Source organism: Burkholderia sp. Ax-1720 (genome assembly GCF_011753035.1).
Classification (GTDB): Bacteria; Pseudomonadota; Gammaproteobacteria; order Burkholderiales; family Burkholderiaceae; genus Burkholderia; species Burkholderia gladioli.
In genome coordinates, this window is the sequence record NZ_VWWK01000177.1 from 1 (window position 1) to 14,087 (window position 14,087).

A 14,087-nucleotide genomic window follows, 5' to 3' on the forward strand; every position below is an offset into this window, starting at 1 on the left:
CGGCACAGACCACGCTGATCTCGGCGCGCCTCGCGCGCTGGACCAACCTGGTGGACCTGTATCGCGCGCTGGGCGGCGGCTGGATCGAGCACAACGGCGACCAGCCGCGCGAGGCCGATGCCCCGGTCGACTACGGCAAGCCGGCGGCCAAGGCCGGCTGAGCCCGGCCACCGGATAGAAGAGGAACGAGGAAAACAAAAACGGCGCCGGGCAACATCACCGGCGCCGTTGGCGATCTCAGGCGTCGCGCGAGGCCGTTCCGGCCGTGGCCTCGTCGGGCTCGGCCCGTTCGGCCAGCGCCTGGGCCAGCAGGCCCGCGATCATCAGCGCATTGAAGGTCGAGGCGTACTTCAGCGTGAACATCTCGAACGTGACGCAGGCCGCCATCAGGCACAGCATGAACACCAGGCCGGTATCGGCCGTCAGGCGGGCCCGCCGATTGGCACGGCGCGCGCGCCAGAACAGCACCAGCGGCACCGCGAACTCCAGCACCACCGCAATCCCGCCAGCGATCCCGGAACGCAGCAAGTTGGCGAGCAGTTCGTTGTGCGGCCCGGCCGAGATCGTCTCGATGGCGCGCGGGCTGGCGAAGGAGGTGATCCACGCCGCATCGAGAAAGGCTCGGTAGCCATTGTCCCCATATCCCTGCAGCGGCCGATGCGCGAACAGCACCAGGGCGATCCGCCACATCGTCAGCCGCAGCCCGCCCGACGTGTCGGGGTTCGAGCGATTGACCCACGACGAGGTCTCGGTATAGACGCTGAACAGCCGGTCAGCCACGCCATGGAACACGTAGAGCGACGCCACGCCGGCCAGGATCACCGCGAGGATGCCGGCCAGCATCCTGACGTCGAGCCTGGGGCGGCGCAGCACGAACCACAGCACCACGGCGATCGGCACCAGCAGCCACGCGGTGCGCGTCTGCGAACCGATCACCAGGTAAGCGCCCGCGATCACGCCGATGGCGATCAGGATCCGGGCGCGCAAGCCGCCCGTGTGCGCCACCGTCGCGGCGGCGAAGGTGGCCATCACGGCCAGCAGCAAGGTGTAGACGCCGAAGGTGTCGGTGTCGACGAAATACGTCGCGTAGCGCCCGCTCCAGGCGGCAAGCGCATGCGGATCCAGGTGCACCTGCGCCACCAGCCCGATCAGCGCCAGCGGCGCGGCGATGCCGACGATGCGCACCACGTCGATCCGCTTGTAATGGAACACCAGCAGCACGGGGATGCCGAGCAGCAGGCGCGAGGGTGCATCGAACGCCCTGGCGATCCAGTCGCCGCGCAGCAGCTGGCCGATCGCCACCGCCACGATCGGCGCGGCCAGCGCCACCATGGCGGCCAGCAGCGCGCGCCGGTTGATGCCGCGGCCGGCTTCGCGCCAGGCGGCCGGCAGGTCGGCGAACGACAGCACGGCCAGCATGATCAGGCAGAAATTGGCCGCGCCGCGCAGCGACATGTACAGCGCGACCGCGACGAAGGTCAGGCCGACCAGCGCGGCATCGAACCAGGGCGCGCCCGGGCGGCCGACGAAGCCCGCCGTCAACCCGGCCAGCCGGCCCCCGCGCGCGGCGCCGGGCCCGGCGCGACGATCGACCGGCATCATGCCTGCCCCCGCGTCGCGCCCGCCGGCGCGTCGATCAGCCAGCGCGCATAGCGCTCGCGCGCCTCGACGATCCCGCGCGGAAACTGGCGCGGCTCGAGCGCTTGCGGCACATAGCGCAGCGGCCGGTCGAGCACGTCCTGCCCGGAGCGGATCCGGCTCTCGATATAGGCGACGTCCTGGAACTCGTCGCGCATGAACTTCTGGTCGGCGACGCTCTTCATCTTGAGGATCATCGCCTCGGGGCTGGTGACCCACGAAAAATGCCAGCCCGCGTCGTGGATGTGCTGGACCTTGCGGCGCCGGAACCAGGCGCGCTTGAGCGAGCGCAAGAGCCCCGCCGACTTGTAGGAACGCACCGCGTTGACGTTGCCGAAGAACTGCGTCAGGTGCCGGTAGCTGGTCACGCGCGTGCCGATCCAGTCGGCGAAACCCTCGCCGTCCATCAGGCGGTTGTTCAGGAAATAGGCGTAGCAGTACTGGTGCAGGTCGGCGCGCAGGTAGCGGCGCGGATCGTACTGGCGCAGGCATTCCGGGCGCGGGATCTCGTCGAGATCGGACACCACGACCAGGTCGTCGGGCGCCGCGTCGTGCAGGCCGTGGATCAGGTAGCTGCGCTGGTAGTTCTCGTTCTTCCACATGTCGGGCTCGCCCGGAGGCAGGTGGTCGATCGCGAGATAGCGGATCTTGTCGCGAAAGCGCGCGAAGCGCTCGCTGTCGAAATTCAGCGGCTTTTCATCACCGACCTGCGTGTAGCGCGACTCGGCGATCACAAAATAGTCGACGTGGTCCCACAAGGTCTCGAGCCGCAGCTCGAGCAGCATGTCCTCGTTGAAATAGCAGAAACAGTCGTAGATCTTCGGACGGGACGGATTCATCGGTGGCAACGGCTGCCGGAGCAAAAGAAGGGAAGGAACACGTGCAAGGCGCTCGGGTGCCGCGTCGCGGAACCCTCGCGGGCCGGTGCAGGCGGCTCAGAGCCACTCGAACTCGGACTGCTTGCGCACGCCGTGCACGGTCATGCCGTGCCGGGCCAGTTCGCCGTCGCGCCAGTCGCGCAGGCGGCGCACACGCTGCATTTTATCGAGCTTGCGCGACAGCCAGCTCTGGTTGAGCAGCCGGTAGTTGCGACGCATGCCCAGGCCCTGCTTGCCGGACAGGCCGCGCTCGCGCTTCATCGCCGATTGCGTGATCGAGCCGTAATGATGGAGCCAGGAGGCGCCGACGATCGCCGAGGCGATATTGGCGCGCGCCAGCTCGGCGAAGAACAGCGTGTCCTCGTAGCCGAGCAGGGCCGGCGCGGCGCGGAAGTAGCCGACCTCCATCCAGACGCTGCGATGCACCACCAGGCAGACCGCGTGGCAGATCCCGTCGCGCCGCACCTCGCGCATCGTTTCGCTCCATTGCGGCGCGAGCCCCTGGAAGTCGTAGTCCAGCGCGCCCTCGAGCAGGGCCGGCGAGGCCACCTTCAGGCCGTGCCGGATCGCCGTGCCGATCAGGTTCTCGATCCAGTTCGCCGAGACCAGCACGTCGTTGTTCATCACCACGGTCCACTCGGCCTGCTGGTGCAGCGCGCCCTGGTTCCATGCCGTGCCGCAGCCGAGATTGTCGCGGTTCAGGATCCGGCCGCCGAGCGGCAGCGTCTCCAGGTAGGCGCGGGTCTCGTCGGTCGAGGCGTTGTCGACCACCACCACGCGATCGAGCGGCGTGCCGTGGGCGATCATGCTGTCGATGCACTGACGCGTGTAGTCGACCTGGTTGTAGACGGCAAAGGTGATGGAATAGTCGTGGGCGTTCAGAGTGCTTCTCCCCGTGGGTGTAGCCTGCGCGGGCTGGCGTTTCCTCGACGCCCGGCGTGTCGGCGGCCGGGCCGTCGACGGGCGTCAATTGTCGGCAAGCCGGCCGAAACTGGCAAGTCGATGATCCGGAAGTGCCGGAAAATACACGATTTTTCGCCGCCGCGCCGCCCGGCGCCATGAAAAAAGCCCGCTCGCGCGGGCTGATTTGGGCGGGTTCGGGCGGGGAGCGCCGCTCAGCGCGGGCCGGGCGCCATCCTGGCGCCGCCGGCCGGGCGCGCCGCGGCGCGCGCACGGCGGTTCAGCCAGGACGCGACCACCACCCCCAGCGCCAGCACGGCGGTCGCGCCCACCTCCAGCCGGTGCGCCGGCTGGGACAGCATCACCGCCAGCACCGCGACGATGAACAGGATCACCGCCCAGGTCAGCCAGGGGAAGATCCACATGCGCAGGGCCAGCGCGGTGCCCTCGGCGTCGAGCATGCGGCGCATGCGCAGCTGCGAGATCGCGATCACCAGGTAGACCAGCAGCGCGATCGCGCCCGAGGTGGCCAGCAGGAAGCCGAATACCTGCTCGGGCATCACGTAGTTGGCGATCACGGTCAGGAAGCCGAACGCGGTGGAGGCCAGCACCGCGGCGCGCGGCGTGCCGCTGCGGTCGGTGCGGCGCAGCGCGGCCGGCGCGTCGCCGCGCGTGGCCAGCGAGAACAGCATGCGCGAGGCGGTGTAGAGCGCCGAATTGAGGCAGCTGGCCACCGATACCAGCACGATCACGTCGACCACCGCCTTCGCGTGCGGGATCCCGATCAGCTCCATGGCGCGCTGGTAGGAGCCGTGCGAGGCCAGCAGGGGATCGTTCCAGGGCACCAGGGCCGCCACCACGAAGATCGAGCCCAGATAGAACAGCGAGATACGCCAGATCACCGAGTTGGTGGCGCGCACGATCTGCTGGCGCGGATTGTCGGCCTCGGCCGCGGCGATCGTGACGATCTCGGTGCCGAGGAAGGAGAACATGGTGGTCAGCATCGCCGCCAGCACCGCGCCCAGCCCGTTCGGCACGAAGCCGCCGAGATCGACCAGCCGCGAGACGCCGGAAACCTGCGAGCCCGGCAGCAGGCCGAGGATCGCCGCGCCGCCGATGTCGAGGAACACCAGGATCGCGATCACCTTGACCAGCGCGAACCAGAATTCGAACTCGCCGTAGTTCTTGACCGAGAACAGGTTGGTCACGGTCAGCACCGAGGTGATGCCGAGCGCGAAGATCCAGGTCGCCACGCCGGGGAACCAGGCGTTGAGGATGGTGGCCGCGGCGGTCGCCTCGATCGGGATCACCAGCACCCAGAACCACCAGTACAGCCAGCCGATAGAGAAACCGGCCCAGTGGCCGATGGCGCGATCGGCATAGGTCGAGAACGAACCGCTGTCGGGCTGGGCGATCGCCATCTCGCCGAGCATGCGCATCACCAGCACCACCAGCGCGCCGGCGATCGCGTAGGCGATCAGCGCGCCCGGCCCGGCTTCGGCGATCGCGTGCCCCGAGCCGACGAACAGGCCCGCGCCGATCACGCCGGCAATCGACATCATCGTCACGTGCCGCTGCTTGAGGCCGGTGCCGAGGCCCGAACCGTTTTCTGCTGCCATGTCTCCTCCTGGATTCGATGGGGTCGCGACGACCCGGAGCCGAACGCCCGCGCAAGGCGCGAGCCCGCCCGCCACGCCTTGGCCGCGCGGAGATGGCGCTCGGTCATGCTGGAAGGGAGGGCCTGCGATGCACGCCCGGCTGGCGAAGCGAGCCGCTGGCGGCCCGGTTGCCGGTGCGCGCCCTGCAAGGGCGGCGTTCGGAATTACGAAAGTGTAAGCAGGCGCAGGCGAATCGAATGAGAGCCAATTGCGGCCGATCGATGGGGCCAATTTGCCGCAGCCACGCTGCGGCGACTGTCCTGGCCGCTCGACTCAGTCGTGGCTGGCGTCGAACGCGGCGACCTCGCGTTTCGGCGCGATCTCGCGCCAGCGCTGGCGCAGCAGCGCGGCGAGCTCCACCGGATCGGCACGCGAGAGCCTCACCAGCACGGCCGGCCAGCCCAGGTAATGATCGGTAACGTAATAGATGTCGGGCTCGCTCTCGATCAGGTGGGCGCGCTGGTCCGGACCCACGCCGCTCACCACCAGCGTGTCGCCGTCCTCGCGCAGCCGCGCGAGCAGATGGCCGCGCACCTTCAGCGCGGGCGTGCCGTAGGAGCTGCCCGCCTCGACCGCGGCCCAGGCGAGCGCGATCCGGCTCAGTTCGTCGTAGGTCATGGCGCCTCCAGCCAGGGGATGCCGCGCGGCGGCATCGCGGGTGCCGCCCGCCGTCGATGATAGCGCCGCGCGCCGCCTGCCCGGCAAGCGGGGCACCGTCGTCGCCTGGCGCCGGCCTCCTTCGCCCTGTTCACCGGCTTTACCGCCTTCCTGCCGTCGCCGCCGTCCACCTTCACGGCCTTCGCGGCGCCCACCGCCGTAAGCGCCCCGCGACCTCCGCCGCCTTCGCCAGCGCTCGCGGCCCCCGCGCGCCGCGCAGTACAATACGCGGTCTCGCCGCGCATGCGCGCGGCAGCGCCGCGGCCTCGCGCGCGGCGCCCCTGTCCGCAGCGGACCCTCCGTCGCCCGTTCTGCCGCCCCACGCGGCCGGCGGCGGCCCCAACCTTCACGAGTTTCAACGACGCAGATGGCCCAATACGTATTCACCATGAACCGGGTCGGCAAGATCGTGCCGCCCAAGCGCCAGATTCTCAAAGACATCTCGCTGTCGTTCTTCCCCGGCGCGAAGATCGGCCTGCTGGGCCTGAACGGCTCGGGCAAGTCGACCCTGATCCGCATCATGGCGGGCGTCGACAAGGACATCGAGGGCGAAGCCACGCCGATGCCGAACCTGAACATCGGCTACCTGCCGCAGGAACCGCAGCTCGACCCGAGCAAGACGGTGCGCGAGGCGGTCGAGGAAGGGCTCGGCGACGTGTTCAGCGCGCAGAAGAAACTCGACGAGATCTACGCCGCCTATGCCGAGCCGGACGCCGACTTCGACGCGCTGGCCGCCGAGCAGGCCAAGTACGAGGCGATCCTGGCCGCCTCCGACGGCGGCAGCCCCGAGCAGCAGATCGAGATCGCGGCCGACGCGCTGCGCCTGCCGGCCTGGGACGCGAAGATCGAGCACCTGTCGGGCGGCGAGAAGCGCCGCGTGGCGCTGTGCAAGCTGCTGCTGGAAAAGCCCGACATGCTGCTGCTCGACGAGCCGACCAACCACCTCGACGCGGAATCGGTCGAGTGGCTCGAGCAGTTCCTGACGCGCTTCCCCGGCACGGTGGTGGCGGTCACCCACGATCGCTACTTCCTCGACAACGCGGCCGAATGGATCCTCGAACTCGACCGCGGCCACGGCATCCCCTGGAAGGGCAACTACTCGAGCTGGCTGGACCAGAAGGAAGACCGCCTGAAGCAGGAAGAGGCCACCGAATCGGCGCGCCAGAAGGCGATCAAGAAGGAACTGGAGTGGGTGCGCCAGAACCCGAAGGGCCGCCAGGCCAAGTCGAAGGCGCGTATCGCCCGCTTCGAGGAACTGAGCAGCCAGGAATACCAGAAGCGCAACGAGACGCAGGAAATCTTCATCCCGGCCGGCGAGCGCCTGGGCAACGAGGTGATCGAGTTCAAGAACGTCAGCAAGGCCTATGGCGATCGCCTGCTGATCGACGATCTCAGCTTCAAGATCCCGGCCGGCGCGATCGTCGGCATCATCGGCCCGAACGGCGCCGGCAAGTCGACCCTGTTCCGCATGCTGACCGGCAAGGAGCAGCCGGATTCGGGCGAGATCGTGCACGGCCCGACCGTCAAGCTGGCCTATGTCGACCAGAGCCGCGACGCGTTGGCCAGCGACAAGACGGTGTTCGAGGAGATCTCGGGCGGCGCCGACGTGCTGACGGTCGGCAAGTACGAAACGCCGTCGCGCGCCTATATCGGCCGCTTCAACTTCAAGGGCGGCGACCAGCAGAAGATCGTCGGCAACCTGTCGGGCGGCGAGCGCGGCCGGCTGCACCTGGCCAAGACGCTGATCGCGGGCGGCAACGTGCTGCTGCTGGACGAACCCTCGAACGACCTCGACGTGGAAACGCTGCGCGCGCTGGAAGACGCGCTGCTGGAGTTCGCCGGCTCGGTGATGGTGATCTCGCACGATCGCTGGTTCCTGGACCGGATCGCCACCCACATTCTGGCCTTCGAGGGCGATTCGCAGGTGGTGTTCTTCGACGGCAACTACCAGGAATACGAAGCCGACAAGCGTGCGCGCCTGGGCGAGGAAGCGGCCAAGCCGAAGCGGATCCGCTTCAAGCCGATCAGCCGCTGAGCGCCGCGGCCCCTGGCCGATGACGAACGAAACGGGCGAGCCCTCGCGGGTTCGCCCGTTTTTTCATGTCACGCCGGCAAAAGGGAACGTGCGCCGCTCAGGCCGCCACGCCGAGCTCGCGCAGGCGCGCCCGCGTGCGCTCGAAATCGGTGTGATGGATGCCGTGCCAGCCGAGCTCGGCGGCGGCCGCCGCGTTGTGCGGGTTGTCGTCGATGAAGACAAGCTCCGCCGGCGCGATGCCGGGCTGGCTGGCCTCGATGCGAGCGGCCATCTCGCGGTAGATCGCCGGATCGGGCTTGGCCAGCCGCACCCGGCCCGATACCACGATGTCGCGAAAACGCCGCAGCACGGCGTAGCGCTCCCAGGCATGGGGGAAGGTCTCGGCCGACCAGTTGGTCAGCCCGTAGAGCGGCATGCCCGCCTCGTGCAGCCGCTCGACCAGCGCGACGCCCGGCTCGAAGGTACCGGCGATCATCTCGGACCAGCGCGCGTAGAAGGCGCGGATCAGCGCCTCGTGCTCGGGAAACGCGGCGAGCTTCTCGGCCGTGCCCGCCTCGAGCGACTGGCCGGCATCCTGCCGCACCACCCAGTCCATCCCGCAGACCTCGGTGAGGAAGCGCCGCCGCTCGGCCGGATCGGGAATCAGCTGCCGGTACAGGTAATCGGGATTCCAGTCGATCAGCACGCCGCCGAAATCGAATACCACCGCCTTGATGGTCATGCCCGCTTTCTCCTGTTTCTGCCTCGCGGGCACCGGGCCGGCCCGGCGCCCGCGGCCTCTCAGATCGGCTGCGTGCGCGTCTCGAGCCAGGCCAGCGCCGCGCCCGTCACCAGCGGAGCGACCCGCTCGCGCACCGTGGCGTGATAGTCGTTGAGCCAGGCTCGCTCGCCCGCGTCGAGCAGCTCGAGCTGCACGCAGCGCGTATCGATCGGGCACAGCGTCAGGGTCTCGAACTCGAGGAAATCGCCGAACGGCGTCTGCGCCGCCGCGCGATTCACCACCAGGTTCTCGATGCGCACGCCCCACTGCCCCGGGCGATACACGCCGGGCTCGTTCGAGGTGATCATGCCCTCCTCCATCGCGGTATGCGGATCGGCCGCCGCGTAGTGGGCGATCACCTGCGGGCCCTCGTGCACGTTCAGGAAGTAGCCGACGCCGTGGCCGGTGCCGTGCCCGTAGTCGAGCCCGGCCGCCCACATCGGCGCGCGTGCGATCGCATCGAGCATCGGCGAACGGATGCCGCGCGGGAATTTCGCGCGCGACAGCGCGATCATCGCCTTCAGCACGATCGTGAAATCGTGGCGCTGCGCCTCGGTCGGCGTGCCGACCGGCACCACCCGCGTGATGTCGGTGGTGCCGCCGACGAACTGGCCGCCCGAGTCGATCAGCAGCAGCCCGTCGCCCTCGATGGTCTGGTGCGCTTCCGGGGTGGCGCGGTAATGCGGCATCGCGCCATTGGCGTTGAAGCCGGCGATGGTGGCGAAGCTCGGCGAGACGAAGCCCGGCCGGCGCGCGCGCGCGGCGGTGAGCTGCTCGTCGATGCTGAGCTCGGTAATGGTCTCGTGGCCGAGCGCGGCCTCGAACCAGGCGAAGAATTCGGCCAGCGCGGCGCCGTCCTGGGCCATGGTCGCGCGCACGTGCTCGATCTCGGCCGGCGTCTTGCGCGACTTGGCGAAGGTCGAGGGATTGACCGCCTCCACCAGGCGCACCGCCTTGGGCACCGCCTGCAGCGTGCCGAAGGTCACGCGGCGCGGATCGATCAGCAGCGCGGCATCGGCCGGCAGCGCCGCGAGCGCGTCCAGGGCCGCCTCGTAGGGGCGCACCTCGACGCCGTCGGCGGCCAGCGCCGCCTGCAGCGCGGCATCGAGCTTGCCGTCGATCACGAACAGCGTGGCGCGCTCGGGCGTGATCAGCGCATGCGCGATGAACACCGGGTTGTAGCTGACGTCGGCGCCGCGCAGGTTGAACAGCCAGGCGATGTCGTCGAGCGTCGAGATCAGATGCGCGCTGGCGCGATAGGCGCGCATCGCCTCGCGGATCTGCGCGAGCTTGTCGGCGCGGCGCGTCTGCGCGTGCGGCGCGACGTGCTCGAACACCGGCTCGACCGGCAGCGCCGGCCGCTCGGGCCAGATCGTGTCGAGCAGGTCGAGATCGGTGCGCAGCGCGACGCCGCGCGCGGCCAGCGCCGCCGACAGCGCCCGCGCGGCGCCCACCCCGAGCACCGCGCCGTCCACGCCCACCGCGGCGCCGGCCGGCACGTGCTCGGCCAGCCATTCGACATGCGGCTGGCTCTGCTGGCCGGCCGTCATCTTCATCAGTTCGACGCCGGTGCCGGCCAGCTCGGCGGCGGCCTGCACCCAGTAGCGGCTGTCGACCCACAGGCCCGCGAAATCGGCCGTCACCACCAGGGTGCCGACCGAGCCCGTGAAGCCCGACAGCCAGCGGCGCGCCTGCCAGTGCTCGGGCAGGTACTCGGACAGATGCGGATCGGCGGATGGGACGAGACAGGCGGCGACACCCTCGCGCGCCATCACGCCGCGCAACAGGGCGATGCGAGCGGGAATGGGGGAGACGTCGGGATGACGGGCGTTCATGATGGGTTCCATCCGTGTGGGGGGAGTTCAGCGGCGGGCAAGCGCGCCGGTGGTCAAGGTGACGAGGACAAGTGCGGCGGCGGCGCAGACGGGCCATTCGAGCGTGCCGCCGTCGTGGAACAGACCGGTCAGGTTGCCGGCCATCCTGGCGGCCGCCGCGCCTGCGAGGCCGGCGACCAGCGCGGCGCGCCAGCCGCGGCGCCCGGCGCGCGCCGGATGCAGCCACCAGCCCAGGCCGCCGATGGCGAGACCGAGTACCACGATTCCAAACCAGTTCATCCAGCGCCTTTTTTTCGAATCATCCGAGCTTGCCCCGGGCGTGAACGAAACACCTGTCGTCGCAGGGCATGCGGCGGCCGTCTCCGGTGATCCGGATTATAAAAGTGAGTACGAGAGTGCGGCCGTCCGCGACATTGCCCTACCTAGCGAACGAGTGTAAGGGGTCGGTCAAACGTAAGGCAAGTGGACATAAGTGCCGCAGCGGGGTCCTCCTTCATATGTCCACACAAATTCCAACTATCCTGAAAAAGTGGGCCGAATCGCTCGCCGGAAGGTTGCCAATCGACGGTTTCGGGCGCATCGTACCCTCCAATCGTCGGCCCGGCCGATTGCTGCGACCTGGAGTCGCGCCACCCTGTCGTGAGCAGGGTCTTGGCGGCGCCCGGGCGTGCATCGGGCGAGGGCCGGCAGGCTCGAGAGCGCGTCCTGGCGGGGCTTGCGGCGAATCGCCCCGGTCGGGACAGGCGGCCTGGCGACCCCGCCCGGGCCTTGCCGGTGACAAAAGCGGCAAGACGCTATAATGCGAACCTAAACGATAGCCCCCGGATATGCAGCTCCTCACGATCGGAATCAATCACCACACGGCACCCGTCGCCTTGCGCGAACGTGTGGCGTTTCCGCTCGAACAGATCAAGCCTGCCCTGTCCACCCTGACCGGCGTGTTCCTGGGGCGCCAGGCGCCCAACACGCCCGAAGCCGCGATCCTCTCCACCTGCAACCGCACCGAGCTGTACTGCGCCACCGACGATCGCGCCGCGCGCGATGCCGCCGTGCGCTGGCTGGCCGAGTTCCACGGCATTCCCGCCGACGAGCTCGCGCCGCATGTCTACGCGCTGCCGCAATCCGAGGCCGTCCGCCACGCCTTCCGCGTCGCGTCCGGCCTCGATTCCATGGTGCTCGGCGAAACCCAGATCGTCGGCCAGATGAAGAACGCGGTGCGCACCGCCTCCGAGGCCGGCGCGCTCGGCACCTACCTGAACCAGTTGTTCCAGCGCACCTTCGCGGTCGCCAAGGAGGTGCGCAGCACCACCGAGATCGGCGCCCAGTCGGTGTCGATGGCCGCCGCCGCGGTGCGCCTGGCGCAGCGCATCTTCGAGAGCCTCGCCGACCAGAAGGTGCTGTTCATCGGCGCGGGCGAGATGATCGAGCTGTGCGCCACCCACTTCGCCGCGCAAGGTCCGCGCGAGCTGGTGATCGCCAACCGCACCGCCGAGCGCGGCGCCAAGCTGGCCGAGCGCTTCGGCGGCCGCGCCATGCCGCTGGCCGACCTGCCCGCGCGCATGCACGAATTCGACATCATCGTGTCCTGCACCGCCTCCACGCTGCCGATCATCGGCCTGGGCGCGGTCGAGCGCGCGGTGAAGGCGCGCCGCCACCGGCCGATCTTCATGGTCGACCTGGCCGTGCCGCGCGACATCGAGCAGGAAGTCGGCAAGCTCAAGGACGTGTTCCTCTACACGGTCGACGATCTCGGCGCGATCGTGCGCGAGGGCAATGCCTCGCGGCAGGCCGCCGTGGCGCAGGCCGAGGCGATCATCGAGACGCGCGTGCAGAACTTCATGCAGTGGCTCGACACGCGCAGCGTGGTGCCGATCATCCGCCACATGCATACCCAGGCCGACGCGCTGCGTCGCGCCGAGCTCGAGCGCGCGCAGAAGATGCTGGCGCGCGGCGACGATCCGGCCGCGGTGCTCGACGCGCTGTCGCAGGCGCTCACCAACAAGCTGATCCACGGCCCGACCAGCGCGCTGAACCGCACCAGCGGCACCGAGCGCGACCAGTTGATCGACCTGATGCGCGGTTTCTACGCGCACGGCCCGCGCGCCGACCATTAGCGGCGCCCGCCGCCGCATCTGCCCCACCCGCGGCGCTTCGGCCGCATCCGCCTTCCTTTTCGAATCCTCGCCCGGGAGCGTCGCTCCACACCATGAAAACGAGCATGCAAAGCAAGCTCGACCAGCTCTCGAACCGGCTGGCCGAACTGAACGAACTGCTGAGCCGAGAGAACGTCACCGCCGATCTCGACCAGTACCGCAAGCTGACCCGCGAACACGCGGAAATCGGCCCGGTGGTCGAGCACTATGCGCAATGGCGCCTCGCGCGCGGCGACGAGGCGACCGCCCAGGAACTGCTGTCGGACGCCGCGATGCGCGAGTTCGCGGAAGAAGAGATCCGCGAGGCGCGCGAGCGCATGGCGCGCCTGGAAGCCGAGCTGCAGAAGATGCTGCTGCCGCGCGACCCCAACGACGAGCGCAACATCTTCCTGGAAATCCGCGCCGGCACCGGCGGCGACGAGTCGGCGCTGTTCGCCGGCGACCTGCTGCGCATGTACCTGCGCTATGCCGAGCGGCAGCGCTGGCAGGTCGAGATGATGTCGGAGAGCGCCTCGGACCTGGGCGGCTACAAGGAAGTGATCGTGCGTATCGCGGGCCAGGGCGCCTATTCGCGCCTGAAGTTCGAATCGGGCGGCCATCGCGTGCAGCGCGTGCCGGCCACCGAGACGCAGGGCCGTATCCACACCTCGGCCTGCACCGTGGCGGTGATGCCCGAGGCCGACGAGATCGCCGAGGTCGAGATCAACCCGGCCGACCTGCGCATCGACACCTTCCGCGCCTCGGGCGCGGGCGGCCAGCACATCAACAAGACCGATTCGGCGGTGCGCGTCACCCACCTGCCGACCGGCATCGTGGTGGAGTGCCAGGACGATCGCTCGCAGCACAAGAACAAGGAGCGCGCGCTGAAGGTGCTGGCGGCCCGCATCAAGGACAAGCAGTACCACGAGCAGCACGCCAAGGAAGCGGCCACGCGCAAGAGCCTGATCGGCTCGGGCGACCGCTCGGAGCGGATCCGCACCTACAACTTCCCGCAGGGCCGGATGACCGACCACCGCATCAACCTCACGCTCTACAAGCTCGAGGCCCTGATGGACGGCGATCTCGACGAGATGATCGCGACCCTCGTCAGCGAGCACCAGGCCGAGCTGCTGGCCTCGCTCGGCGAAAGCGACTGAGCGGCGCGCGTCTCATGCCCGCCTCGCCCGCCACCGCCGCCGAACTGCTGCGCGCCACGCCGCTCGATGCCGTTGACGCACGGATCCTGCTCGCCCACGCGCTGGGCTGGAGCCGAACCCAGCTGATCACGCGCGCCGACGCGCCGCTCGCGGCAGCCGACGCCGAGCGTTATCTCGCGCTCGCGGCGCGGCGCCTGGCCGGCGAGCCGGTGGCGCAGCTGGTCGGCTCGCGCGAGTTCTTCGGCCTCGAATTCGCGGTCACGCCCGACGTGCTGATTCCGCGGCCCGATACCGAGCTGCTGGTGGAGACCGCGCTCGCCGCGATCGAGGGCATCGCCGCGCCGGCCGTGCTCGATCTCGGCACCGGCAGCGGCGCAGTGGCGGTCGCGATCGCCTCGATGCGGCCCGACGCGCGCGTCCAGGCGCTCGACCGCTCG

Annotated in this window: 12 protein-coding genes and 1 pseudogene; 5 read left to right on the plus strand and 8 right to left on the minus strand. The window is 69.4% G+C overall.

Annotation, left to right across the window (positions count from 1 at the left end; all coding sequences use genetic code 11):
* Nucleotides 1-161 (plus strand): annotated as a pseudogene (locus tag F3J18_RS30605) (multidrug transporter); the annotation flags it as partial.
* 76 nt (nucleotides 162-237) lie between these two features.
* Here the strand turns inward: F3J18_RS30605 and F3J18_RS30610 are convergent.
* The 5 genes from F3J18_RS30610 to F3J18_RS30630 form a co-directional block, all read right to left on the minus strand.
* On the minus strand, nucleotides 238-1,602 hold the full coding sequence (locus F3J18_RS30610; RefSeq protein ID WP_166915866.1) for an O-antigen ligase family protein: 1,365 nt from the start codon (nucleotides 1,600-1,602) through the stop codon (nucleotides 238-240).
* A complete protein-coding gene (locus F3J18_RS30615) occupies nucleotides 1,599-2,477 on the minus strand; it encodes a beta-1,4-mannosyl-glycoprotein beta-1,4-N-acetylglucosaminyltransferase (protein ID WP_166915868.1) in 879 nt (292 codons plus the stop codon). The genes F3J18_RS30610 and F3J18_RS30615 overlap by 4 nt, the downstream gene beginning before the upstream one ends.
* A gap of 96 nt (nucleotides 2,478-2,573) precedes the next feature.
* On the minus strand, nucleotides 2,574-3,398 hold the full coding sequence (locus tag F3J18_RS30620; protein ID WP_111946507.1) for a glycosyltransferase: 825 nt from the start codon (nucleotides 3,396-3,398) through the stop codon (nucleotides 2,574-2,576).
* A gap of 233 nt (nucleotides 3,399-3,631) precedes the next feature.
* Entirely contained in the window at nucleotides 3,632-5,035 is a 1,404-nt protein-coding gene (gene gabP, locus F3J18_RS30625; RefSeq protein WP_166915870.1) for a GABA permease, read from the minus strand.
* 312 nt (nucleotides 5,036-5,347) lie between these two features.
* Nucleotides 5,348-5,692, minus strand: coding sequence for an MmcQ/YjbR family DNA-binding protein (locus tag F3J18_RS30630; protein WP_013696498.1), 345 nt, complete (start codon nucleotides 5,690-5,692; stop codon nucleotides 5,348-5,350).
* Between the two features lie 406 nt (nucleotides 5,693-6,098).
* On the opposite strand from F3J18_RS30630, the gene ettA reads away from it, so the two are divergent.
* On the plus strand, nucleotides 6,099-7,766 hold the full coding sequence (ettA, locus tag F3J18_RS30635) for an energy-dependent translational throttle protein EttA (RefSeq protein ID WP_013696497.1): 1,668 nt from the start codon (nucleotides 6,099-6,101) through the stop codon (nucleotides 7,764-7,766).
* A 97-nt stretch (nucleotides 7,767-7,863) separates the two neighbouring features.
* On the opposite strand, the gene F3J18_RS30640 is transcribed toward ettA, so the two are convergent.
* The 3 genes from F3J18_RS30640 to F3J18_RS30650 are packed head-to-tail and all read right to left on the minus strand — an operon-like array spanning nucleotide 7,864 to nucleotide 10,640.
* The gene (locus F3J18_RS30640; RefSeq protein WP_166915872.1) at nucleotides 7,864-8,487 is read right to left on the minus strand and encodes an HAD family phosphatase; all 624 of its coding nucleotides are present in this window, start codon (nucleotides 8,485-8,487) and stop codon (nucleotides 7,864-7,866) included.
* Nucleotides 8,488-8,546: 59 nt separating this feature from the next.
* Nucleotides 8,547-10,361, minus strand: a complete 1,815-nt coding sequence (locus F3J18_RS30645) for an aminopeptidase P family protein (RefSeq protein ID WP_166915874.1) — start codon at nucleotides 10,359-10,361, stop codon at nucleotides 8,547-8,549.
* A 27-nt stretch (nucleotides 10,362-10,388) separates the two neighbouring features.
* A complete protein-coding gene (locus F3J18_RS30650; protein ID WP_025100903.1) occupies nucleotides 10,389-10,640 on the minus strand; it encodes a hypothetical protein in 252 nt (83 codons plus the stop codon).
* 548 nt (nucleotides 10,641-11,188) lie between these two features.
* Here F3J18_RS30650 and hemA point away from each other — a divergent pair.
* From hemA to F3J18_RS30665, 3 genes are all read left to right on the plus strand, one after another.
* Complete coding sequence (gene hemA / locus F3J18_RS30655; RefSeq protein WP_025100902.1) at nucleotides 11,189-12,475, plus strand: glutamyl-tRNA reductase; 1,287 nt, start codon at nucleotides 11,189-11,191, stop codon at nucleotides 12,473-12,475.
* 92 nt (nucleotides 12,476-12,567) lie between these two features.
* On the plus strand, nucleotides 12,568-13,650 hold the full coding sequence (gene prfA, locus F3J18_RS30660; RefSeq protein ID WP_013696492.1) for a peptide chain release factor 1: 1,083 nt from the start codon (nucleotides 12,568-12,570) through the stop codon (nucleotides 13,648-13,650).
* Nucleotides 13,651-13,664: 14 nt separating this feature from the next.
* On the plus strand, nucleotides 13,665-14,087 hold a 423-nt coding region (locus tag F3J18_RS30665; protein ID WP_166915876.1), incomplete at its 3' end, for a HemK/PrmC family methyltransferase.